The following is a 23215-nucleotide window of genomic DNA, read 5'->3' on the forward strand; positions in this document are numbered from 1 at the left end:
AACATATACAGTTATTTGACAGATTTGGATGATTTTATTAGTTCAAGCTAATGTTTTTTATAATGATTTTTGAGTAAAAATTAGTAATGCTGTGCTGGTGCTGCTGCCTGATTCAGGCAGGAAATAATTGAACAGATAATGACTTATGACTTGGTTAGTGGTTGCAATATCCGGCCGGCTTATGTTTTTTCATGCAAAAGTTGATGTAACTTATAATATAGCGCAGCGAAGTAAATTATAATCGTTAACGATAAGATAAGTGCAGTATTTGCTGCTAGTGTAATTTAAATGAAAGGGATGTTTATGTCACAATTTTTGCTGGTGCCGACAGGAACTCAGACAAATATAACTGCTGTAGGTTTGGGCGTGGCGCAGGTATTTGTACAAAAAGGTCACGTGCCTTTGTACTTTAAACCAATTGCTGAAGATGTGGCTAAGGATAATACATCTGAACTTGTACAGGTTGTATTGAATCAGAAATTACCGGTACCGCAGTCGCTGAGTAATCTGGATGAACGTGTATATCAGGGACAGGCAGATGATGTAGTAGAAGAATTTGTTGCTGCTTTCCACGAGATGGACGAAATTAAACATGATGTTGTTGTTATTGAAGGTGCAATACCTGAAGCAGGCCGTACATATCTGCCGGCACAGAATGTGAAAATTGCGGCTGCACTGAATGCCCGGGTAATTCTGGTCGCAGCAGTGGCCGGTCAGACAGCAGCGGCGGTGGCTGCGCAATTACAACTGACTTTGCATGATTATGCACACGGACATACTGAAATCAGTGGATTTATTTTAACTGCTGATGCACAGAATGTACCATCTGCCGGTTTTACGGCGGATGTTCAGGCTGAACTGGCTAAACATGGTAAGCAGCTGGAATGTATCGGTCTGGTTACTGTACCGGCAGATGTACAGGTTGCACAGGCACAGGAAGCTGCTAAAGCGGTAGCGGCACAATTAAATGCAGATGTGCTGGGTAGCGAACTGGCGAAACCTGTAGCAACACATCTGGCACCGGCAGCGTTTCGCTATCAGATGATGGCACGTGCCCGTGCGGCGAATAAACGCATTGTTCTGCCTGAAGGCAATGAACCGCGTACCATTGCTGCGGCTGCAATTTGTGAAAATAAAGGTATCGCCCGTTGTGTTCTGCTGGCCAAAAAAGCAGAAGTGGAAGCAGTGGCTCAGGCTAAAGGCATTACTTTGCCTGCATCTCTGGAAATTATTGATCCTGACAGTATCCGTGAACGTTATATTGCTCCGATGGTCGAACTGAGAAAGAGCAAGGGTCTGACTCCGGAACAGGCTGCTGAACAGTTACAGGATACGGTAGTTCTGGGCACAATGATGCTGGCTACCGGTGATGTAGACGGTCTGGTATCCGGTGCTGTACATACAACGGCCAATACTATTCGTCCGGCTTTGCAGCTGATTAAAACTGCGCCGGGGGCCAGTCTGGTATCCAGTGTATTCTTTATGCTGATGCCGGATCAGGTGCTGGTATATGGTGACTGTGCTGTTAATCCGAATCCTACAGCCGAACAGCTGGCTGATATTGCTATTCAGTCTGCCGATTCTGCTAAAGCATTCGGTATTGAACCCAAAGTAGCGATGATTTCATATTCTACTGGCTCGTCCGGCAGTGGTCCTGATGTTGAAACTGTTACCGCAGCAACCAAACTGGCACAGCAAAAACGTCCTGATTTACATATTGACGGTCCTTTACAATATGATGCTGCCAGCGTACCAAGTGTGGGCAAACAGAAAGCACCGGACAGCAAGGTAGCCGGTCAGGCAACTGTATTTGTATTCCCAGATCTGAATACGGGTAACACTACATACAAAGCAGTACAGCGCAGTGCACATGTGCTGAGTGTCGGTCCGATGTTGCAGGGGCTGAATAAACCGGTAAATGATTTGTCACGCGGTGCCCTGATTGAAGATATTGTGTATACCATTGCACTGACGGCAATTCAGGCAGTACAGATGAACTAGGCAAGATATTACAAGCCCGCAGGCATTGTAATTTTGTTATACAGCAGACAGATGATAGTAATATCATTTGTCTGTTTTTAATTTTTGGTAATAACTTTTAATAAATCTATTCTTTTGAGAAATATTATTTCTAATTTTAGTTATAAAAAGGTAGATTGTTGTCTTTTGGTGCTATATATTTACAAACTATTGTCAAAATTGAATTCATAAATTACAGTCTATTACACAGACGATGATCTGAAAAAAGCCAAGAATACAGAGGCATAATTTAAAAATAGAGGAAATATTACGGTATTAAATACTCGCCTGCAGATATTTGCAGGCGTTTTATTTTTATCTGCTGTTATTTTGATCTAAAAACCATTTCTGTGCACACATGCCGGCTAGGTTGCTGCCCGCTGCTGGTCACTATTTGCAATATTGTTTCAGGTATTGGTTTATCTGAAAGAATTTACTATTTTAAATAAATTATATACAGGTTTGGAATTTTACCAGAATACAGTTTTTATACTGTAATATCGTCATTCAGAATCATTTCTATTGTGTATTGCACAGCCACTATTTTCTGTAATATGGATAGCGTGGTAATTTTTCCGGTATGTTTTCAATCTTGTATCTGGTTTGCAAATATATCAATATGATTTTTAATCATAAATTTAGTTTAATGCTCAGTTCGGTTCATGCTGAATTAACTTAGCTTGATGTGCACCTTATGCTGCTGTGTTTCAAATTTATGAGCTGGATTAAAGAAATTGTTTTTTTGCGACATGGGTTCTGACAGGGAAGTGTATTTGCTGTTACATTAGGGACAGCTTACTTTTTTAACGCCAGTTTGATATGCGGTTTATGTGGTTTCTCTTCCGGTAAAGAGGGTTTACCGGCGGCGGCAATTTGTTCGCGCTGTGCTTCTGAAAGCAAGCCAGACCAGTCTCCGTCCAGATACCATTGCTCGCCGAAATCTTCGCAGGGATGCGGGATACGGATGCAACCATTACCACATTGCAAATCATCAGCACGACAATATTTATCACAACCCCAGCAGATTCGTTCGGGATGTTTCGGGTGTAACGGAAAAACCTTGGCCATGATGATGCAAACTTGTGACGATTAATATGAAGTTATACCTGCTGAGATAGTTTTATTCAAGGAACGGTTAAATGAAAACCGTGTAATATTTTGTCTGGATGAGGTGCTGATGGTACCGGATGCAGACTGAAATTGAATACAGATTCTAGTCAACAAAAATGGGTGCACGATGAAACAATATGATGTTGCAGTGCTGGGAGGCGGTTTATTGGGACGTCTGACTGCCTGGTTATTGGCAGAGCAGGGTTGTAAAGTAATATTATTTAATGCCGGTAAACGTAATGGTGAAGGCGCTGCTGCTTTTGCAGCGGCAGCTATGCTGGCACCTACAGCTGAGGCAGTAGAAGCAACGCCTCTTGTGGTACAACTGGGTTATACCAGTCTGCCTGTCTGGCGCCAGTGGGTGGATTCGTTTCCGACACCGGTATTTATGCAGCAAAATGGTTCATTGATTGTATGGCATCCGCAGGATCGTGCCTTAGCAAAACAATTTACTAATCACTTGCAGCGTGCCCATCAGGATAACAGCGTCTGGCAGATGTGGGATAAACAGGCAATCAGTGAGCATGAACCACAGCTGGCCGGACGTTTTAAGCAGGGACTGTTTTTACCGACCGAGGGGCAGCTGGATAATCGCCAGACATTACTGGCTCTGGCCGATGTGATCGAGCAAAAGCAGGTTAGCTGTCACTGGGAGCAGAGCAGTGATTTGGCTGAATGTGCCGGTCTGGCTCACTGGACGCTGGATTGCCGCGGCTATGGCGGCAAAAGTAACTGGAATAGCCATGGTCAGAGCCGTCTGCGCGGGGTACGGGGAGAGGTGCTGCGGGTTTATGCGCCTGATATTGAGCTTAATCGTCCGGTACGGATATTGCATCCGCGCTATCCTATTTATATTGCACCCAAACAGAATAAGTTGTTTGTTATCGGTGCTACACAGATTGAAAGTGAAGATGACAGTAATCTGAGTGTGCGCAGCGGTTTGGAGCTGATGTCTGCTTTGCATACTGTTCATTCGGCATTCGGTGAAGCAAGGATTTTGGAAAGTATGGCTGAACTGCGCCCGACACTTAATCACGAGAGCCCGGAAATACGTTATGATAAGCAAAATCATGTAGTGGCTGTAAATGGTCTGTTCCGGCACGGTTTTATGATTTCGCCGGCAGTAAGTATTGCAACAGTACGGGTATTACAGGCCTTAATGCAGCAGCAATCCATTCCGGATGCTCCGGCACGCTATCATATTGATGTTTTACCGGAAAATGACAATGGAGAAACAGATTAATGGATATTAGTGTTAATGATGATGTAATTGATTTTAATGGTAATACTGTGGCTGAACTATTGGAGCAGCTGATGCCGGAATCACCATTTGCGGTTTCGGTAAATACTTGTTTTATATCCAAAAAACAATATTCTGTTTATCAGTTGCAGCCGCAGGATAAAGTGGATATTGTCAGACCGGTAGTGGGCGGGTAGTACCAGCCGGTAGTTAAGTTTTATTTTGAAAACCCTGTTTGATACAGGGTTTTTGCTTATCTGGCAACAGCCGGTTTATACCTGCCGGGAAGAATAATTTACTTTGTTTATCTATAAATGAATTGGTGATTTGAGCAGTGAAAATTCGATGAGAGGTATATGGATTTTCCGGTATACAAAATCAGTATATTGCTGATTAAACAGCCATTCAGATTTTTAAACAGTTATTTATGCTCTGCTGGAGAGATATTCGGAGGGTAAATTTACTTGATTTAGCATTAAATATGCATTTACACTTGCGACCCCAATTTTGGGTTAATTAATAGAAAAAAAAGTAATCATTATTACATTAAGAGGAAATAATTATGTCTAATCTGTTTACTCGCACACAACCATCCAGTCGCAATTACGGTGTAGCCTTTTTTGCCGGTATTATGGGCGGTCTGGTTTCTGCATTTGTGAAATCAGGTACGGAAGGAATAATGCCGCCACGAACCCCGGATCGTATAGCACCGCCCATTCAGATGATTCAGGATATGGGTATTGATATTCACAGCATGGTTTACATCTATTCAGATCAGTTAGTGAACTGGGGTGGTAGTACCATACATATTCTGTTTTCAATTGTATGGGCTATTATTTACTGTATGGCTGCTGAAATTTTTCCTAAAGTTAAATTATGGCAGGGTCTGGCTTTTGGTATTGGTGTAACCATTCTGTTTCACGGTATTATGCTGCCGGTGCTGAATTTATCTCCGGCACCATGGAATCTGCCGTTTGATGAATTGTTTTCTGAACTTGTTGGTACGCTATTATGGATGTGGACAATTGAAATCTTCCGCCGCGATCTGCGTAACCGCCTGACCGAAAAACCGGATCCTGAGTTTCAGTAAAACTCATCTGATTTATGCATGATGTACCGGCTTATATGCTTAAGACCGGATACGATGCCCGTGTATATCTGTAACAATCGGGAAAATATTATTTAGCCGCTATTCCTGATGATACAGACATGCACGGGCATTATGTTAAGCACTTCAGCCTGCTGGCTTTAGTGCTTTGTGATGGATGAAATCATGATGATGGCAGGCTTAATCTTTTTTCAGTGCTTTGATTAGTTCCGAAGTGTCAGCTCTTTCCATGTAATTGACATTGATATAGGAAAAGATAACTTTTTTATTTTGGTCGATAATATAAGTGGCTGGTATGGGCAGCTGATAACTGTCATCACCATTAAAATCAGGCAGATTTGCACCTAAGTTTTTGTATAAATTTCTGACATTCTCAGGTAAGGTAAATACCAGACCGTACTGTTTGGCTATCTGATTACCCGTATCCGATAAAATAGTCAGATTAATATTGTGTTCCTGTATTAATTGAGCGCTGATATCAGGTTTTTGCGGAGAAATAGCGATAAAGTGAACGTCTTGAGTATCGAGGATTAATTTCAGATTTTGGTTAAAGTGTTCTAATTCTTTAACACAAAACGGACACCAGCTGCCCCGGAAAAAACTGAGAATGACTGATTTTGTCTCCAGTAATTTATAGAGTTCGATTTTTTGATTATTTGGCGCTACCAGAGAAAAATCTGGTGCGGTATCTCCGCTTTTTATGGCATGGCAATCTAAATTCTGCGTAAGCATTTCTGATAATGAATTTCCCATTACATTCAATACTTCTGCAGGTAACTGGGTAAACATATCTTGCTGTATTGATTTTAGTTCTTCAATTATTTTCATTATGACTTTCCTGTTGTGAAACGTTTTGATGAATTTGTTGCAGAATTTTTTTAAATATCGTTAATTCTTCAGCAGATAAATTTTGGGTTATTTTTTCTATCCACTGGCTGTGATGATGCAGAATTTCTTTAACCAGTTTAGTGCCGGTATCAGTTAATGAGACGAGGGAAATTCTTTTATCCTGACTGGCAGTTCTTTTTGAAATCAGTTTTTCATTAACTAGTGAGCTGATTAGTGTTGTTGTTGATGCTTTGGTTATGCCTAATAATTTAGCAATTTCTTGTAATGACAGCTCAGGATATTCTTTTAACAATACTAAAATAATCAGCCTGCTTTCAGATAAATGAAATTGCTGCAGACGTTTGGCGCATTCAATATCAATAGTGTTTGCAACGGATAATAGAGTAAAGCATGTCTTAATTTTATCCAGATCTGCAATTTTTTCTTTTTCCAGAACGTTACAAAAGGATAAATAACGGTTTTCAAGTTGCATACGGTTATTTTTTTAAATTAGTTAGTGACCTTACTATTTGTTAATTATAGTATAGACTAGGAAAATTATTGTCAATAATTTCAGAATCGTATTGTTATGGTAAATTAATATGAATGGCTGTGTTTGCTGTTTTCCGGATGTTTCTAGTAATTAAGAATTTATTTGTTTTCTTGGATATTTCTGAAATTTTTTGCTTGATGGCTAGGATAAATTGAATTGTCGTAACCATGCCGGCAGAAAGAGAAGCTGCAAATGTTTTCATTTATTAGGGCTGATATTTACCATGACATTCATTACACAGGGTTTTTGTTTCCTATCATGATAAAAGTTATATGTGCGGTGCTTTGATATTTGAAATAAAAATATTAATTATGATAATTATATATATGCACCGGGTAATAGTAACAAATGTTGTTTTAAGTGAAAATAAGTGAAAAGTTATTGTTTTTGTTATAAAGTATAAATGCTTTGTGCAGTTTGCCTTTATCGCTTGTAGTTGGAAGATTTTTATTTTTTATGTTAACGGGGGAAGTGAATATGGCTTTACAACTTTATGATGAAAAGTTTAATAGTCGTTTGTTGTTAGGCACTGCTGCTTATCCCACTCTTGAAATACTGCGTACGGCAGTAAGGAAAGCGCAGCCGGCCATGATTACGGTTGCTTTACGCCGTCAGAGCGCAACTTCGGCAGAGCATGGGCAGGGTATATGGGGATTGTTGCAGGAGCTGGCTGTACCGATTCTTCCTAATACCGCCGGTTGTCTGAGTGTAGAAGAGGCGGTAACAACTGCGCAGATGGCTCGCGAGGTATTTGAAACAGACTGGATCAAGCTTGAACTGATTGGTGATGATGATACCTTGCAGCCGGATGTATTTCAGCTGGTGCGTGCAGCCGAAATCCTGATTAAAGAGGGTTTCAAGGTACTGCCATATTGTACTGAAGATTTGATTGCCTGCCGTCGCTTGCTGGATGCCGGTTGTCAGGCACTGATGCCATGGGCTGCACCGATTGGTACCGGTCTGGGACCGGTACATGAATATGCTTTGCATGTCCTGCGTGAACGCTTACCGGATATTCCTCTGCTTGTCGATGCAGGGCTAGGCTTACCTTCGCATGCGGCAAAAGTAATGGAGTGGGGTTTTGATGGGGTATTGCTGAATACCGCAGTTTCACGTAGTGGCTTGCCGGTGATGATGGCAGAAGCGTTTGCACTGGCTATTAATGCAGGAAGAATGGCTTATGAAGCGGATCCGGTAGTACCGCGGGACAATGCACAAGCCTCTACACCTCAGGTCGGACAGCCTTTCTGGCACTATGCTTAACTATGTTTTCATTTGTCACTGAATACTGATTTTGTGTGAAATGGCTTAGCGGTTATTGCTTAACGGCTTCCCGATAAGGAAAGTTATCCCCCAATAACATATTGAATTGAAGAGCAGCAAACTGATTAAGATTAGTATTCAATAAAAGACCTAAAGCGTATGTAAGCTTTAGGTCTTTTATTGATTATTCTGTCCTGTTTAATTGATGCAGATAGTAATTAATCAGGACAGATTTTTGGATACTAATGATTCGGATGGTCTGTATCGGTATAGGTAATGCGTTTTTTCAGTTGCTGACGATATAAAGGCAGGAACATGGTCAGCAGAATAAACCACACTGGTGTGGCGACCAGACCGGTAAGCGTATCTTTATCCTGACTGAACAGATATAGGACAAAAACGAAAAATATCAGAGTGGCATAACACATGGGTATACCCAGAGGCATTTTGTAAACTGAGCGCGCATGCGCTTCAGGATAAAGCCGGCGGTAGCGTAGATAGGCAATCAGAATGACTGCCCATACAAAAATAAAGCAAATACTGGATACGGTGGTGACAATCGTGAATACTTTCATTACGTCGCCTTCCGCATAAAGCAGAACAACGCCAATCAGCAGCAGAGCACAAGAATATAACAGACCGTTTTGCGGCACTCCGTTGGCGGACAGCTGCGCAAAAGCCTTCGGACCAACACCGTTTTTTGACAGACCGTACAGCATACGGCCGGTAGAATACATACCGCTGTTGGCGGAAGACAGTGCAGAGGTGAGTACAACAAAATTAATAATAGTGGCCGCAGCACTGATGCCGATCAGTGTAAACATATTGACGAACGGACTACGGTCTGGAGCGACCATATTCCACGGGGTAACCGTCATAATAATGGTTAGTGCCAGTACGTAGAAAATAATGACACGCACCGGTATTTTATTAATGGCAGCCGGCAGGGTGGTATTTGGATCATCTGTTTCGGCTGAAGCGGTACCGACCAGCTCAATGCCGACAAAAGCAAAGATAGCAATCTGAAATGCGGCAAAAAAACCTGACCAGCCATGAGGCATCCAACCGCCGTAAGACCATAAATTGCTGATTTTAGCCTGAATGCCGCTGGGGCTGGTAAAGCCGGTTAGTAATAAATAGCCGCCACAGCCGATAAGTGCGAGAATCGCCAGAATTTTAATCAGGGCAAACCAGAATTCCAGTTCGCCGAAGAGTTTGACCGATAACAGATTCAGCGCCAGCAGGATGGCAATGCAGATAATGCCGGGCAGCCATAATGGCACTTCCGGCCACCAGAACTGAGTATAACCGGTAATCGCTACAATATCTGCCATACCAATCACTACCCAGCAAAACCAGTATGACCAGCCGACATAATAACCTACAGTCGGATTCAGGATATCGGTAGTGAAATCGACAAAAGATTTGTAATGCAGATTGTGCAGCAGTAATTCACCCATGGCACGCATCACAAAAAACAGAAATGCGCCGATGATTATATAGGTAAACAACACAGATGGTCCGGCCAGGCTGATCGTACGGCCTGAACCCATAAACAGACCGGTGCCGATTGCGCCACCAATAGCAATCAATTGTAAATGTCGGTTTTTCAGTGTGCGTTTTAACTCAGGTGGTCGGCTCATGGTGTATCCTTTACAGACTGGAAAACAAAACAAAAATAGAAAACATGGTTTTATTTTTAGAAGTGTATACGTTGATATAAAGTTAATTATGATAAATATATATGCTGCTAACCACAGACTGGTTCATCACTATGCTTATATACATTTATTGATATAAGCATTTTTACCGGTACATACCGGTTCGAATTTGTAATACTTTATCACAGTTTATTGTTGTTGCCGGCAATATCTGAATATAGTTGTTGAGAATGAGAGGCTGTTGTATTAAGGTGATGGTGTTACCGGTTTTAGACCGGTATAAAAAGACATAATAACAGATAAATAAGGAAGGAGAGCTTGTCCATGCGCGCAATCCAGACCGGATTAGTGGTGGGCTATGGTTTTATTGTGATGTTTATCAGCACAGCCATAAAAGGGGTTTATCAGGTTTATTTTACCAGTCTGGTAGATCATTATGCTGTGAGTATTGAAACAATGGCTCTGGTTGGTGGTTTTTTTGGCCTTGCGCAAGGTATTTACTCAGCATTAGTCGGTAAGCTGTGTGACCGTTGTGGTGCTGGTCATGTTCTGTTATCGGGAATGCTGGCAGCTGCCTGCGCATTTTTGCTGTTTTCCTCTAATAATAATTTCATGACTTTTGTGCTGGGGTTTCTGCTGCTGGCTGCATATGCGGTTGCTGCACTGACTTTTGTACCGGTCAGTATTCTGATTGACAGATATGTAATACCTGAGCGGCGCCAGTTTGCGTATGTGCTGGCCACTAACGGCATCGCTGCCGGTCTGATGATATTGTCTCCTCTGTGGATTTATCTGGACGGGTTTATTTCATGGCCGATGCTTTGTGCTATTCTGGCCGGTGTATTTGCCTGTCTGGCTATTGTTCCGGCATTGCTGAACTGGATGGAAGGTATCTGGGTGCCTGAAAAAGTAGCAGTGCAGTCAGCAAATATATCATCTAAGCCTAAGCCGGTCAGCCCGAATATTACCGCACCTTTACCCCGTTACTGGTATCTGGACCGTCGGTTTGTGCTGTCTGCCTTAGCTTTTTCCGGCTGCGGTACGTCAATGATTTTTATTGATGTACATTATGTTCCGACAATACAGGAAATATTAAGCCAGAATGAAACCGCCAATCTGTTTACCGGTACTTCACTGAGTTTGCTGGGGCTGGCGGAAGCCGTGGGCAGTGTACTGATTGGTTATCTGGTGGCTAAAAAAGTATCTCTGCCTTTATTGCTGTGTCTGCTGTATATCGTGCGTTGTATAACGCTCATGGCACTGGCTCTGTGGTCGGAACCAATGATGGTACCGCTGTTCGGGATTTTTTTCGGAATAACTTATATGGGAACCGTCATTATTATATCCCGTCTGGCCGGTTCTATTTTCGGTTATCGGTATAAAGGCTTTATTTTTGGTGCATTTTTTCTGATTCATCAGATTAGCGGTTTATTAACCGCCTGGCTAGGTGGTTTGCTGCGGGTATATTGCGGTAGTTATTTTCCGGTTATCTGTTTTGTTGCTATATGGATGGCATTATCAGCAGCTGCCTCTTTATTGTTATCTATGCTGAAAAAAAATGATAGTTCTGATAACGGTGGTCGTTATCAGGTTAAATATGAATAATAATTGCCAATTCTGCTATTAATAGCCGGCAGGAATTGAGAACGGCGAACATGGCCGTATTTAAAGATAATTATGTTGCCGGACAGGGCATGATGAGGTTGATTGTATTGATGGCAGTCGTACAATAACCAAAACAGATTTGAATAAAGAGTGTTAATGATGAGTGAAGAAAAAGTGGTTCATTATCTTAAAGATTATCAGGCACCGGATTTTGCGGTGGCAGATATTAATCTGACTTTTACTCTGGACGAAGCTTATACCACAGTAATCAATCGTATGACTGTTGTACCAAAGCAGACGCAAAAACCTTGTGTGCTTGATGGCAGTGCGGAACTATTGCAGATTGTTTTAGATGGTAAATCCTTATATCCGCATGAGTATGCTGTGGCAGATGAAAAGCTGATTATTCATACGGTACCGGAAAGACAGTTTGTACTGGAAATCACGACCAGACTGTATCCGGCACAAAATAAAACGCTGATGGGTTTATATGAATCCGGTGATAATCTGTATACCCAGAATGAGCCGGAGGGCTTCCGTAAAATTACTTATTACTTTGACCGTCCGGATGTCATGAGCCAGTTTACCACCACCATTATTGGTGACAAAGAACAGTATCCGGTTATGCTGTCTAACGGTAATCTGATTGATAGTGGTGAGCTGGATAATGGTCGTCACTGGGTATGCTGGCGTGACCCGTTTGCCAAGCCAAGCTATCTGTTTGCTCTGGTAGCAGGCAAGCTGGCGGTGCTCGAAGGCAGTTTTACTACCTGTAGCGGTAAAGAAGTGGCGCTGAAATTTTATACCCGTCCGGAAGACCGTGCTAAGGCAGGTTTTGCTCTGGAGTCGCTGAAGCATGCCATGCAGTGGGATGAAGAGCGCTTTAATCTGGAATATGATTTAAATATTTTTATGGTGGTGGCTGTTGGTGATTTTAATATGGGCGCCATGGAAAATAAGGGCCTGAATATTTTCAACACCAAATATGTGCTTGCCAGCAGTGATACAGCTACAGATGCTGATTTTGAGGCGATAGAGGGTGTAATCGGGCATGAGTATTTCCACAACTGGACAGGTAACCGGGTCACTTGCCGGGACTGGTTTCAGTTGTCGCTGAAAGAGGGGCTGACCGTTTTTCGTGATCAGGAATTTTCAGCCGACCGGGCCAGCAGAGCTGTTCGCCGTATTCATAATGTCAGAGTATTGCGCAGTATGCAGTTTGCGGAAGATGCCGGTCCGATGGCACATCCGGTACGACCGGCTTCATACGAGGAAATGAATAATTTCTATACACTGACTGTGTATGAAAAAGGTGCCGAAGTGGTACGTATGTACCATACTCTTCTCGGTGAAGCCGGTTTTCAGAAAGGAATGCAGCTTTATTTCCAGCGGCATGACGGACAGGCTGTTACCTGTGACGATTTTCGTGCTGCTATGGCCGATGCCAATGGTGTTAATCTGGAACAGTTTGCGTTGTGGTACAGTCAGGCCGGTACACCGCAGGTTAAAGCACGTGGTGAATATGATGCGGAAAAACGTACATTTAGTCTGCATTTGCAGCAATCTATTCCGCCCACACCGGATATGAATGAAAAACAGCCAATGGTGATTCCGGTAAAAGCCGGTTTAATCGGTAAAGATGGCTCACCAGTTTCGTTCCGGCTGGATAACAGTGATTCTGTGGTTGAAGAAACAGTACTGGTATTTAATCAGGCTGAGCAGACTTTTGTCTTTAATGATGTAACACAAGAAGTCATACCGTCATTATTGCGCGGATTCAGTGCTCCGGTGAGACTGGAGTATCCCTATAGTGATGCTGATTTAATGCTGTTACTGGCGCATGATAGTGATTCTTTTGCCCGCTGGGAAGCAGCACAAACTCTGTACCGGCGTGCCATTACGGTAAATCTGGCTGCGCTTGAAGCTGGTCAGCCTGTACCACATCATGCTGCGCTGGCTCAGGCCATTACGGCGGCACTGAATGCTGATATTGATCCGGCGTATAAGGCAGTATTGTTGCAGGTGCCGGCTGAAGCAGAATTGTGGGAAGATGCTCAGAGTATTAATCCCGAGCTGTATGTTCGTGCACGTCAGGCACTGTTGCAGGATCTGGCTTGCAGTATGGAGGATACACTGACACACTGGCGTCAGTGGGCTGATGAGCAGGAGCAGAACAGTAAACATGCTGCCCCGCAGGAATACCATCCTGATCTGGCCGGTATTCGCAGCCTGCGCAATACTTTACTGCAATGGGGCGTACAGGCCAGAGCAGAATTATTGCAAAGCATTGCTGCTGAGTATCCGCAGCGGGCTACCAATATGACGCATGAATTCGGAATGCTTCTGGCCATTAATCATTTGGCTGATACAAAGCGTAATGAGTTATTAGACCAGTTTGCTCAGCGCCATGCTCATGATGATTTGGTCATGGATAAGTATTTTACTCTGATAGGCAGCAGCCAGCGGACGGATACTTTGCAACAGGTGCAGGCAGCATTACAGAACCACGCTTTCAGCTTAGAAAATCCGAATAAGGTACGTTCTTTACTGGGTAGCTTTAGCCGGAATATTCAGCACTTTCATGCGGCCGATGGCAGTGGTTACCGTTTTATTGCTGAGCATATATTGCACATTGACGGATTTAATCCGCAGGTGGCTTCTCGTCTGGTACAGGCATTTAATCTGTACGGTCGGCTGGAACCGCACCGCAAAGCCTTGATGGCCGAGCAGTTACAGCGGATTCAAAAACATGACGGGTTGTCCAAAGACAGCCGTGAAATTGTAGATAAAATATTAGGTGGCTGAGGAATTGCTGATTTATTTAGTGATAAGCCAGATAAATGAAAGCACTACAGTTGATGCTGTAGTGCTTTTTTATTTCAGTATTTTATTTTTTAAGCCTTATAAACTTAAAAATATCTGTCTTGGTACTGTTTATCCTTCAAGCAGCAGTCTGCCCAGATAGTCATTTTCTTTGGCCATTCCCGGTAAAACAAAGAAAAATCCGCCGCCGAATGGTTTGATATAACGTTCCATCGGTTCGCCATTCAGGCGATTCTGGGTATCAATAAAACCTTTTTTCAGGTCGTTCTGATAGGCAACAAAAATCAGACCCATATCAAGTTGACCGTTGGGTAATACACCCAGAGAGTAACTGAAACTGCGCCGGCGCAGTTTGGCTACATGCCGTTCAGGAATACGTGGTTCTGCACGGCGCATGTGTGAATCAAACAGAATACGGTCGCCATGAGGGTCACTGTTCATTTTCGGGTCATCCATTTCATGTTGCATACCAATGGGTGCTCCGCTGGTTTTGTAACGGCCAAAATCATTTTCCTGATCTTCCAGCGGGGTTCTGTCCCAGAATTCGAGATTGAAGCGAATCAGACGGATTGCCTGATAACTGCCGCCCAGACACCATGCCGGTTCCTGGTTGTTCTTGGTTACCCATACCAGTTCATCCATCAGTTTGCTATCGCTAATGGAGCCATTACCGGTACCGTCTTTAAAACCAAACAGATTAATAGCGGTAGTGTGATTGTCGATATCTCTGGCCGGCAGAAATCCGTCCATTTTCCATACCGGCACCATATACTGATTACAATGACTAATCAGATCGCGCAGGGCATAAATGACACTTTCGCGGCTGTTGGCGCAGAACTGGATTGATAAATCTCCGCCGCACCATGCTTTTTCCAGCCGGTCGTTGGGAAAGCGGGGCATAGGAATCAGTTTTTTGGGTTTGAGCTGAGACAGACCAAAACGCTGGTCAAACAGGCTGGCACCCACGGCCAGGGTAATTGTCAGTGAGTCGGGAGACAGATTATGACCCAGCAGCCCGGATTCTGCCGGAGGAAGCTGGTCATTTTTTCCTGCTGTGAGTGTTTGTGGTCTGGTGAGATAGGCAATACGTTGTGAAATCCGCTGGAATAACTGTTGCAGCTCTTTTTTGTTTTTTACAGTAACGTTGAAGACAACAAAGATAGCTTCTTTGGTGTCGGGGGTGATTACGCCGGCCTGATGGCTACCCCAGTAATCAACGGCCTGATTGTAATCATGAGTACAGTTGCCGGCTGCATTGGCTGCTTTGATGGCGCTAAGACTGGCGATACCCAGCCCTCCGGCCAGCAGTATTTTCATGCTATTGCGTCGCGTAGTGCTGGCCGGATTGTCTTCAGGCGAGGCAGCTGAGACAGGCTGATGTCTGAAGGTATTTTTAGACATAACTTAAACCTTAATGAGGATATTTATAATAAACACGAATACTTAGTTGCGCCCTAAGCTGGGCCAGCCGTGCTGTCTGCGTACTTAGTAAGGAATACAGGATATCGTGATCTGTCTGACTGAGCCGGCTGAAACTTTGGAATTGGTTCTGGGGCAGTTGATAATGCTGCAGAATGGCAAAAATCTGCTGGTAACCATGATTCAGTGCTTTACGCTGCTCTGCCGGAATAAAGCTCTGCAGATGCTGCATGATTTGTGCTGAACCGGTTACATTGGCATGGATATCGGCCAGATCACTGTGGCTATACTGATTTTCTTTGCCGGCAAGTTTGGTTTGCAGAATCATTTCCAGAAAGTCGGATGCTGACTGAACTACTTTGGCAATATCCAGATCATCGGCAGCTACACGTTTTTGTAAATCAATAATTTCATATTGCAGATTGCTGTTTTCTGCCTGTGCTTGCTGTAGGTCTTTGAGTTTAAATAAATCATATTCTAAACGGTGAAAACCGCTGAAATTCGGATCATCGGTACCTTGCAGATAATAATCAGCGCGCGAGTTAATATTCTGGTCAGCATTACCAAACAGTTTGACGATAACCCGTACTTGTTCGTAACTCTGATGGGCACGGATATAATTTTGTTGCGCCTGTTGCAGCTGTCCGTTTTTGCAGGCATTCTTAATCGCATTAAGATATTGCTGAGTGGTTTTTAGTTGCAGTACAACTTCCTGCTGATAATTACGAATTGCTGACTGGTATTTTTCCGGAGTGGGAATATCCCCTTTTGCGACTACAGCATTAGAATCATTGATAATTGGTGCCCGCAAACCATGTGCTGCAGCAATGGCAGGCATCAGTAAAGAGCAAATAATAAATAGTGTACAGAACTTATTCTGTGTCATTTAAAATTTTCCTTAAGAAGAGCTGTATGGCGATTAATAGCAGAATACTAATAAATGAAATGATGCTAAACCATACAGGCGGCGAATTATAGGCAGAAATTAAGTCAGGAAAGCTGTCGGACAGAAAGCTATTGTCAATAAAATGTGAGATTTTCACTGCCGGCCACATCATAATATCAGGAAGGGGTTCATTGTGTGCCGACAGATATACACCTGCTTTGACATATGGGGGGAAATTCAGAACTAACATTATAATACTGGTTATGATAAGGTATTTTTTCAACTGCATGCGGCGGCTGATTACAACAAATGGATAAAATGTCAGGGCAGATACTGCAATGCCGAGAATGACCGCAAGGCATAAATTAGTATAATCAGGATTATTCAGCTGTCTGATCTGACTGGACAACCATAAGATAACTTCATTGCCTGCACAGGCAATGGTAAGTGCTGCTATGAACATGGCTGCTGTCCATGAACGTGCCATCTGCTGAGCTTTTATCTGTTCCTGTGCTGATCCCATGCTCAGGATATAGTCAAACATCAAAAACACTACTAAAAATGTCAGTAAAGTAATCAATAGCAATATGCTCATCATAAGCATTTTTTGATTTTTATCGGGAATATATCTGAACACACCACCGATAATTGCTGCCAGGAACAGTACACCAAGTATCAAGCCGCTAAACAGATGGCGCATTCCGCTTTTGCTGTCCGGATTATGCTTAATCCATGAGTAAATAATGCCGACAACAATCAGTGTTACAAAGCATTCACGCCAGACAATAAAAAAGGTTTGTTCCATTCTATATCTCGTTTTATTTTAAAATTAATTGATTAAAGACCTGTTCCGATTGAAATTTATACAGGGTTTTTCAGTGCAATGGTAGCAACTGATGAAGCATTGCACCGATTACTTTTTATTGTGACAGAAGGGGGACAAACGTGATATATCTTTTGTTCGTATTCACCATATTGCAGCAAGTAATAGATATGGTTGGTAAGGGTGTTAAGTGCTGGGGCATGATTTTCAGCCTGAGCTAGTTATCAGTAATGCTAGAGAAGGATAAGGCTGTATAAAAACACTCAAATCATGATTGAATGGTGCCGGTAAATCATATGCTGAAGAAATAACCGGCACATGCCCAAAGTAAGTAAATCAGATATGTAGCAGGTTTTGCCTTATTTGGATTTTTTCCTTAAAAACAATATAGCCATTAATAACCAGAATACACCAAAAGTAATGACGCTAATCCACATTGGCTGGGAGCGGTAGGCAAACAGTGAGGAAGCAAAACTGCCAATCAGACCGCTATCGTCAATAAAATGTGATGTATCCCATGCCGGGCTAATGAGGAAATCAGGAATTGATACATCATGCTCCAGCAGCATATTGGTACCGTCTTCAACAGCTCTCAGCAATAATGAAATGGCCAGAAATAACAGGACAATACCGGTTATGGTAAAAAACTTTTTCCATTGGATGAAGCGGCTGGTTAGAATAAAAGCATAAAATGTCAGGGCAGATACTGCTATGCCGATAAGTACGGCGAGACAGAAATCGGAGTAATTTTGACTGTTCAGCTGCATAATCTGGCCGGACAGAAATACGACAATTTCACTGCCTTCACGGGCAATGGCAATGGCTATAATAAACAGAGCTCCCCACCAAGAATTGCGGGCTACCTGTTGTGCCATTTCCTGTTCCAGGGATGATTTCATATTTCGGGCGTGTTTGTTCATCCAGTACACCATTTGCACAATCAGTATGCAGGCAACAGCAGACATGCCCATCATAAACATGGTTTGATGGTCATCGGTAAGCGCTTTGAATACGCCGTTGATGATTAATGCCAGTATGACAGAAATCAGTACGCCAAGCCCGACACCGCCAAACAAATAACGCATACCATGGCTATTGTCAGGATTACGTTTAATCCATGCATAAATAATGCCGACAACCAGTAATGCTTCGAAACATTCACGCCAGACGACAAAAATTGTTTGTCCCATTGTATTTCCTGCTTTTATTTTACTATTAACTGCCCTTTGGGCTTATTCAGATGAAAGTCATCGAAAAAGATATAGGTACCGGGTTTTTTCGGGGCGATGACGACCACTGATGAAGCACCCGGGGCGAGTACTTTTTCTTTGACCAGCTGGGTACTTTCAAACTCGACGGGACCTTTGCCAATATTGGTAACCTTAATGCGAATAATTTTGTTGGCCGGTGCATTGAGGGTCAGGGGAATCAGATCACCATCTTTCATTTTCAGTTCCAGAGTGACTTTATCGTCAGCAATGGCTGAAAATGAAAACATAAGACTGCATAAACCCAATAAGATAAGAAGAAATTTTTTCATAACAGATATTCTTACAGTGAAAGGTGTTGTGGCAGTAATAATGTAATAAGGGATTATTCAGCCAGTTGAAACTAGAATAATCCCTGATCACAGCCAGCTAAATGCGATTAATAGCTGCCTTTGCGGCCTACACCGGCATAATCAAAATCCCAGCTGACTTCAAATGGTTTGAACCATGGTGCTACGCCGGTTTCTTTGTCAATATGGCGAGCCATCTGGTTGGCTGTTGGTGGGGAGATACGGTAGGTAACACGATATTTGCCCAGACCATTCAGTTTGATGTTGTCACCATAGTGGGGACCATCATTGGCAACCATAGACATGAATTTACCTGAATGTTCGAATTTGCCTTTAGTCAGTTTGGTAATGGAGTATTCTATATTCAGATTGGGAATCCAGTCTCCTTCGGCAAAGCCGTTAGGATTACCTTCTGTTGCATGAATATCGGCTTCCATGTGCACGTCGGATTTGCTGGCCGGCAAATGCATATTACTGTGATCCATGCCATCAGTGTCCATAGTAATAGGCGGCAGATATACACCGGAAATTTCCATTCCGTTTTTAATAATAGGTTTGCCCATGGGGTATTCCTGAGCAAAGGCTGCCATTGATACAAGAGCGGCACTGGCGATAGCAATTTTTTGTAACAGCATTTTATAATTTCCCTATTTTATTCATATTGAGACAAATTGAATCAGATATGACTGCATATCAATTGATAAGGATTATCAATATACTCCTTTTACCAATGTTAGAAAATAATTAAATTATGTTTTTTACTGGTGTTTATTGTTATTTATTGTGGTGCAAATAACAGTAATTTTTTGAGGTTGTCCGTAAAAGTGTCTTATAAATAACAAATCTAAATTGACAATTGAATATATCCTTTATTAATAAATATATAGATTAAAAAAGCTGAAAACGCCGGCTGGAAATGGTTTCAGCTGTTATCAATCTTAATCTGGTCGTTACCAACCGGAAAACTGATGGAGGAATTTCTAAATTATTTGCTGTTGTGGTGTAGGCAAACTATTGATATATAAGTTAAGTAATGTTAAATTAAGCTTGTGGTTGTGATAGCGCTGGTTATGGAAATGATCAGCCGGAACAGATTCCGGATAGTACTTTAATTGGTATGTGTTAGTTTGAAGTAGAAAACTGTTCGGGCTGGTTTGGTGGTATGAATAAACAGTTATCGAAAATAGTCGCCTATGGTGAAATTACTATAAGCAGAAAATGATTAGGTTCTGTGTACTGCCTGCCATATTTGTTGTGCTATGGGTTCTATCCCTTGCCAGAGCAGGGGTTCCCAGTTATGCTGTTTGCAGAATGAAAATACCAGGGTTTCGGCACTGATGATGCTGTTACAGGGCTTGAAAACCAGCAACCCGCTATCCTGCCAGTCTGAGTCGGCTTTGATGATATAGGGTGACAGGATATAGGCTGTATATTCGGTAATTTCCTCTGGTTCGTTATGCCATTGGCTGCCGAGTGATGTAGTTTGTTGTATATAATAAAGTGCAAAGGGGTATTGCAGTTGTAGATTGTCGTGCAATGCTGTGGATAGCGCATTCTTGTCAGGCGCAAGAAGTTTCATTGTTTATTCTCCCTTTGTATTTTATGCTGAATGAGTAATTGTATGAAGTATGTAGTATATCTGTGTATCAGGACGACACCTGATTGTCAGTAGTTTTTGGACAAACAGGTTAGATTGTGGTTTCTGAAAGGGGAGATTTGCTTTGTAGATGTTCATATCATTGCCCTTCTCTTTAATCATGAGACCGCAAGTGTGCTGTTAAACACAGATGGCGGCAGACAAATGGCAGGGTTGACAGACCGACAAAGAGTATACCGGTAGGCGTAAAGCCTCCCTGCCACTGTCCACCATGAAAAAAAGCGGTGGCAATGGGTTTTTACAGACCAACGCTACTTTTTTGGTAAGTAGCAAAAAGTCTGCCTCTTTGTTCAGCCTGTCAAAGCTGGTTACGCTATTGAACGTAACGTCTTTATCTTGCCGCTAAAGCAGGGAACTGTCAATTATTGACTCATATATATGTATGAGTTATCTGATATGCATTTTCATTCCGGGTAAAAATGGTTTGTTTATCCGGATTATTAAGTCTGTTTTATGACTGAAAAGTCAGTTTTTATTTTTTTGGCATGTATTGCCGGCTGTTATGTATTTTGCATATTTTTATGATAAATGCGAGATTAAGCAGACGATTGTGTAATTACTTATTGTATACAGGACAGAATATCTTTAACTGTAGCCATATTCGCTGAACAGGCTGTGATGACTATTGAATAATATAAATGGATAATAAACAGAAACCGGCTGCATATTCTTCGATTTAGTGTATTTGCAATATTTTTTGTTTAATGGTTAACAGTTTTATTTTTAAAGTGTTGTTTTATTGGTATTAGAAGCGAATTGATATAACTAAAAAAACTGGTATTTCATCATTCAGTCTTTAGTATCAGGATAATGTAATTTCTCAATGCTTTTATTTGTTATTTTCAGCAAAAAATCGGGCATACACTGGTATGCCCGATTTTGAAGCTATTTATCTGATGATTACCACTTATAGCCTATACCTGCATTAAAGCCGGTTTCACGTCCGGTAGTGGAGACACCTGCACCCCATGAGAACTTACCGGTATTGTTTGTGGCTTTGTAGTTAATACCAACTGCAGCATAACCATGATATGAACCCATGCCTACACCTACTGTCTGTTCACCGGCATTTAACTGCGGCAGATAAGCACCAGACAGTGCCATGGCCAGTGCAGTACCGGAATAGGCACGCCGTTCTACACGATGTACGCGGTCGTTAACATCATTGACGTAGCGGTTGATATTTTCCATGCGGGCATTAACACCTTTCAGCTGTGCCACATTGACTGCATCAGTGTCAGCAGTACCTGCAGCGACACCTGTAATCTGACGGTAAACACCATTGGCGGCGTCACCCACAGACACAGCGGCCTGAGTGCTGGTGGTTGCCTGAATGGCTCTTGCCTGTTGTGCTGTGGCACTAACCGGAATGTAGCCATTAATACCTGCTGCCGTATTGGCCACAGAGTTGGCACCCAGCGCAATTCCGCCATTCTGAGTAACGCTGGCATGATTACCAATAGCTACGCCGTTTTCTGCACTGGCTGCTGCTTGTGAACCAATAGCTACAGCAGCCTTACCACTGGCAGCTGCTGCACCGCCTACAGCAATAGCATCACTTCCGTTTGCTGAAGCCACAGCCTGAGTGGAATTAACTTTTGCATATTTGCTGCCGCCGTTATACAGATTGTTAATGGCATCGCCTACATTATTGGCTGTTACCGCAGTACCATCAGCATTGCTGGTTGTATAGCTTGGTGCAGTGAAACCACCTGTGCCGGCTCTGGTGAGCGGGTTGTAGCTGGCATTACCGCCCAGGCTGGCTGCTACTGCAGACAGGGCATCAGCTGTTGAAGCAGACAGTTTCTGGGTATCCGAAATAGCCTGATTGGCTTTTTCAGTTGCTTCATTGATCGCAGAAGCATTACCGCCACCACTGTTTTGTGCCAGCTTGGTATCCACTGAGCTGGAAAGACTTTGTAAATCCTGTTTCCATTCATTTTTCATTTGCCACAGCTGGCTGCCATTCACTGCCTCTGTTGAATTCTGGCCTGTATCACCAGAAGCAACATTGGTAATTTTCTGGGCAGTGCCGGAGCCATGGCTGGCATCGTAAGCTGAACCGTTCCATTGCAGGGCATTAAGCTGTAATGAGCTCAATGTTGTGGATATTCCTGCCGGTATGGTGCCGGAAGCAAGGTGAAGCTGATCCTGCAGGCTGGACAGACTGGTTGAGGTGGAAGTGGACAGCGAATAGAGCTGACGACCATTTACTGCCTGATTAGACGTTGCGTCTACTCGTCCGTCTGCAACTCCACTAATGGTTCTTTCGTTGCTTGCTTCACGAGTCAGCTGATTTGAGAAGGCTGTTGTACCATCGTCAAAATGCACTGAGTTCTTCTGCAATTCGTCAATCAAACGTTTTGAGGTCTTAATATCATCCTGAGCAGTTTTAATATCATCCTGAGCAGCTTTGATATCTTTGTTCATCGTTTCTATCGTTGTCCTGCTCTCAGTAACTACCTGATCAACTGAGCTTGATACACTGCTAATGATGGAAGACGAAATACTGTATAACTGTCCGGCATTGACTGCATCAGTAGAACCGTCTGCCAGCTGACCGGCAGCCACGTTGGTAATCTTCTGGGCAGCGCCGGAACCATGGCTGGCATCATAAGCATTACCATTCCATTGCAGTGCGTCGCGTTGCAGATTACTGATG

Annotated in this window: 19 protein-coding genes; 7 read left to right on the top strand and 12 right to left on the bottom strand. The window is 42.8% G+C overall.

Annotation, left to right across the window (positions count from 1 at the left end; all coding sequences use genetic code 11):
- Positions 1 to 303: 303 nt before the first annotated feature.
- Positions 304 to 2001 carry a phosphate acetyltransferase gene (gene pta / locus H3U82_RS08750; protein ID WP_198210186.1) on the top strand — a complete coding sequence of 566 codons (1698 nt, stop codon included), beginning with the start codon at positions 304 to 306 and terminating at the stop codon, positions 1999 to 2001.
- An 813-nt stretch (positions 2002 to 2814) separates the two neighbouring features.
- Here pta and H3U82_RS08755 read toward each other — a convergent pair.
- A complete protein-coding gene (locus tag H3U82_RS08755; protein WP_084548210.1) occupies positions 2815 to 3087 on the bottom strand; it encodes a DUF3079 domain-containing protein in 273 nt (90 codons plus the stop codon).
- A 169-nt stretch (positions 3088 to 3256) separates the two neighbouring features.
- Here H3U82_RS08755 and H3U82_RS08760 point away from each other — a divergent pair, with 169 nt between their 5' ends.
- The 3 genes from H3U82_RS08760 to H3U82_RS08770 all read left to right on the top strand — a co-directional run bounded on the left by H3U82_RS08760 (position 3257) and on the right by H3U82_RS08770 (position 5459).
- A complete protein-coding gene (locus tag H3U82_RS08760) occupies positions 3257 to 4372 on the top strand; it encodes an FAD-dependent oxidoreductase (protein WP_198210187.1) in 1116 nt (371 codons plus the stop codon).
- Complete coding sequence (thiS, locus tag H3U82_RS08765) at positions 4372 to 4566, top strand: sulfur carrier protein ThiS (protein WP_198210189.1); 195 nt, start codon at positions 4372 to 4374, stop codon at positions 4564 to 4566. Before H3U82_RS08760 ends, thiS begins: the two co-directional genes overlap by 1 nt.
- 365 nt (positions 4567 to 4931) lie before the next feature.
- The gene (locus H3U82_RS08770) at positions 4932 to 5459 is read left to right on the top strand and encodes a DUF1440 domain-containing protein (RefSeq protein WP_038649059.1); all 528 of its coding nucleotides are present in this window, start codon (positions 4932 to 4934) and stop codon (positions 5457 to 5459) included.
- Positions 5460 to 5657: 198 nt separating this feature from the next.
- Here the strand turns inward: H3U82_RS08770 and H3U82_RS08775 are convergent, their stop codons facing one another.
- Entirely contained in the window at positions 5658 to 6305 is a 648-nt protein-coding gene (locus H3U82_RS08775) for a peroxiredoxin (protein WP_096765851.1), read from the bottom strand.
- On the bottom strand, positions 6292 to 6798 hold the full coding sequence (locus H3U82_RS08780) for a MarR family winged helix-turn-helix transcriptional regulator (RefSeq protein WP_198210191.1): 507 nt from the start codon (positions 6796 to 6798) through the stop codon (positions 6292 to 6294). Before H3U82_RS08780 ends, H3U82_RS08775 begins: the two co-directional genes overlap by 14 nt.
- 537 nt (positions 6799 to 7335) lie before the next feature.
- On the opposite strand from H3U82_RS08780, the gene H3U82_RS08785 reads away from it, so the two are divergent.
- The gene (locus tag H3U82_RS08785) at positions 7336 to 8121 is read left to right on the top strand and encodes a thiazole synthase (protein ID WP_198210193.1); all 786 of its coding nucleotides are present in this window, start codon (positions 7336 to 7338) and stop codon (positions 8119 to 8121) included.
- Positions 8122 to 8363: 242 nt separating this feature from the next.
- Here the strand turns inward: H3U82_RS08785 and H3U82_RS08790 are convergent, their stop codons facing one another.
- Positions 8364 to 9764, bottom strand: a complete 1401-nt coding sequence (locus H3U82_RS08790) for an amino acid permease (protein ID WP_084587424.1) — start codon at positions 9762 to 9764, stop codon at positions 8364 to 8366.
- A 342-nt stretch (positions 9765 to 10106) separates the two neighbouring features.
- On the opposite strand from H3U82_RS08790, the gene H3U82_RS08795 reads away from it, so the two are divergent.
- Both H3U82_RS08795 and pepN read left to right on the top strand, forming a co-directional pair.
- On the top strand, positions 10107 to 11387 hold the full coding sequence (locus H3U82_RS08795; protein WP_198210196.1) for an MFS transporter: 1281 nt from the start codon (positions 10107 to 10109) through the stop codon (positions 11385 to 11387).
- Between the two features lie 159 nt (positions 11388 to 11546).
- On the top strand, positions 11547 to 14192 hold the full coding sequence (pepN, locus tag H3U82_RS08800) for an aminopeptidase N (protein WP_198210198.1): 2646 nt from the start codon (positions 11547 to 11549) through the stop codon (positions 14190 to 14192).
- 129 nt (positions 14193 to 14321) lie between these two features.
- Here the strand turns inward: pepN and efeB are convergent, their stop codons facing one another.
- The 8 genes from efeB to H3U82_RS08840 all read right to left on the bottom strand — a co-directional run.
- Complete coding sequence (gene efeB, locus H3U82_RS08805; RefSeq protein WP_198210200.1) at positions 14322 to 15611, bottom strand: iron uptake transporter deferrochelatase/peroxidase subunit; 1290 nt, start codon at positions 15609 to 15611, stop codon at positions 14322 to 14324.
- A 10-nt stretch (positions 15612 to 15621) separates the two neighbouring features.
- Positions 15622 to 16515, bottom strand: coding sequence for an EfeM/EfeO family lipoprotein (locus H3U82_RS08810; RefSeq protein ID WP_198210202.1), 894 nt, complete (start codon positions 16513 to 16515; stop codon positions 15622 to 15624).
- Positions 16502 to 17320 carry an FTR1 family protein gene (locus H3U82_RS08815; RefSeq protein WP_198210204.1) on the bottom strand — a complete coding sequence of 273 codons (819 nt, stop codon included), beginning with the start codon at positions 17318 to 17320 and terminating at the stop codon, positions 16502 to 16504. The genes H3U82_RS08810 and H3U82_RS08815 overlap by 14 nt, the downstream gene beginning before the upstream one ends.
- A 377-nt stretch (positions 17321 to 17697) precedes the next feature.
- Entirely contained in the window at positions 17698 to 18528 is an 831-nt protein-coding gene (locus H3U82_RS08820) for an FTR1 family protein (RefSeq protein ID WP_100126132.1), read from the bottom strand.
- A gap of 14 nt (positions 18529 to 18542) precedes the next feature.
- Entirely contained in the window at positions 18543 to 18878 is a 336-nt protein-coding gene (locus H3U82_RS08825) for a cupredoxin domain-containing protein (protein WP_025331587.1), read from the bottom strand.
- A gap of 107 nt (positions 18879 to 18985) precedes the next feature.
- Positions 18986 to 19531, bottom strand: coding sequence for an iron transporter (locus tag H3U82_RS08830; RefSeq protein WP_025331586.1), 546 nt, complete (start codon positions 19529 to 19531; stop codon positions 18986 to 18988).
- A 587-nt stretch (positions 19532 to 20118) separates the two neighbouring features.
- Complete coding sequence (locus H3U82_RS08835; protein WP_025331585.1) at positions 20119 to 20475, bottom strand: hypothetical protein; 357 nt, start codon at positions 20473 to 20475, stop codon at positions 20119 to 20121.
- A 978-nt stretch (positions 20476 to 21453) separates the two neighbouring features.
- Positions 21454 to 23215 (bottom strand): YadA family autotransporter adhesin (locus tag H3U82_RS08840; protein ID WP_198210206.1); only part of this gene is annotated, 1762 nt, incomplete at its 5' end.

The organism is Snodgrassella sp. W8132, assembly GCF_016100865.1.
Classification (GTDB): Bacteria; Pseudomonadota; Gammaproteobacteria; order Burkholderiales; family Neisseriaceae; genus Snodgrassella; species Snodgrassella alvi.

Bases quoted from the DNA above. Each gene is read 5' to 3' on its own strand.
- H3U82_RS08825 (WP_025331587.1), bottom strand. From the start codon at position 18,878: ATGAAAAAATTTCTTCTTATCTTATTGGGTTTATGCAGTCTTATGTTT.
- H3U82_RS08835 (WP_025331585.1), bottom strand. From the start codon at position 20,475: ATGAAACTTCTTGCGCCTGACAAGAATGCGCTATCCACAGCATTGCAC.
- H3U82_RS08780 (WP_198210191.1), bottom strand. From the start codon at position 6,798: ATGCAACTTGAAAACCGTTATTTATCCTTTTGTAACGTTCTGGAAAAA.
- pepN (WP_198210198.1), top strand. From the start codon at position 11,547: ATGAGTGAAGAAAAAGTGGTTCATTATCTTAAAGATTATCAGGCACCG.
- efeB (WP_198210200.1), bottom strand. From the start codon at position 15,611: ATGTCTAAAAATACCTTCAGACATCAGCCTGTCTCAGCTGCCTCGCCT.
- H3U82_RS08770 (WP_038649059.1), top strand. From the start codon at position 4,932: ATGTCTAATCTGTTTACTCGCACACAACCATCCAGTCGCAATTACGGT.
- H3U82_RS08795 (WP_198210196.1), top strand. From the start codon at position 10,107: ATGCGCGCAATCCAGACCGGATTAGTGGTGGGCTATGGTTTTATTGTG.
- H3U82_RS08815 (WP_198210204.1), bottom strand. From the start codon at position 17,320: ATGGAACAAACCTTTTTTATTGTCTGGCGTGAATGCTTTGTAACACTG.
- H3U82_RS08785 (WP_198210193.1), top strand. From the start codon at position 7,336: ATGGCTTTACAACTTTATGATGAAAAGTTTAATAGTCGTTTGTTGTTA.
- H3U82_RS08755 (WP_084548210.1), bottom strand. From the start codon at position 3,087: ATGGCCAAGGTTTTTCCGTTACACCCGAAACATCCCGAACGAATCTGC.
- H3U82_RS08830 (WP_025331586.1), bottom strand. From the start codon at position 19,531: ATGCTGTTACAAAAAATTGCTATCGCCAGTGCCGCTCTTGTATCAATG.
- pta (WP_198210186.1), top strand. From the start codon at position 304: ATGTCACAATTTTTGCTGGTGCCGACAGGAACTCAGACAAATATAACT.
- H3U82_RS08810 (WP_198210202.1), bottom strand. From the start codon at position 16,515: ATGACACAGAATAAGTTCTGTACACTATTTATTATTTGCTCTTTACTG.
- H3U82_RS08790 (WP_084587424.1), bottom strand. From the start codon at position 9,764: ATGAGCCGACCACCTGAGTTAAAACGCACACTGAAAAACCGACATTTA.
- H3U82_RS08775 (WP_096765851.1), bottom strand. From the start codon at position 6,305: ATGAAAATAATTGAAGAACTAAAATCAATACAGCAAGATATGTTTACC.
- thiS (WP_198210189.1), top strand. From the start codon at position 4,372: ATGGATATTAGTGTTAATGATGATGTAATTGATTTTAATGGTAATACT.
- H3U82_RS08760 (WP_198210187.1), top strand. From the start codon at position 3,257: ATGAAACAATATGATGTTGCAGTGCTGGGAGGCGGTTTATTGGGACGT.
- H3U82_RS08820 (WP_100126132.1), bottom strand. From the start codon at position 18,528: ATGGGACAAACAATTTTTGTCGTCTGGCGTGAATGTTTCGAAGCATTA.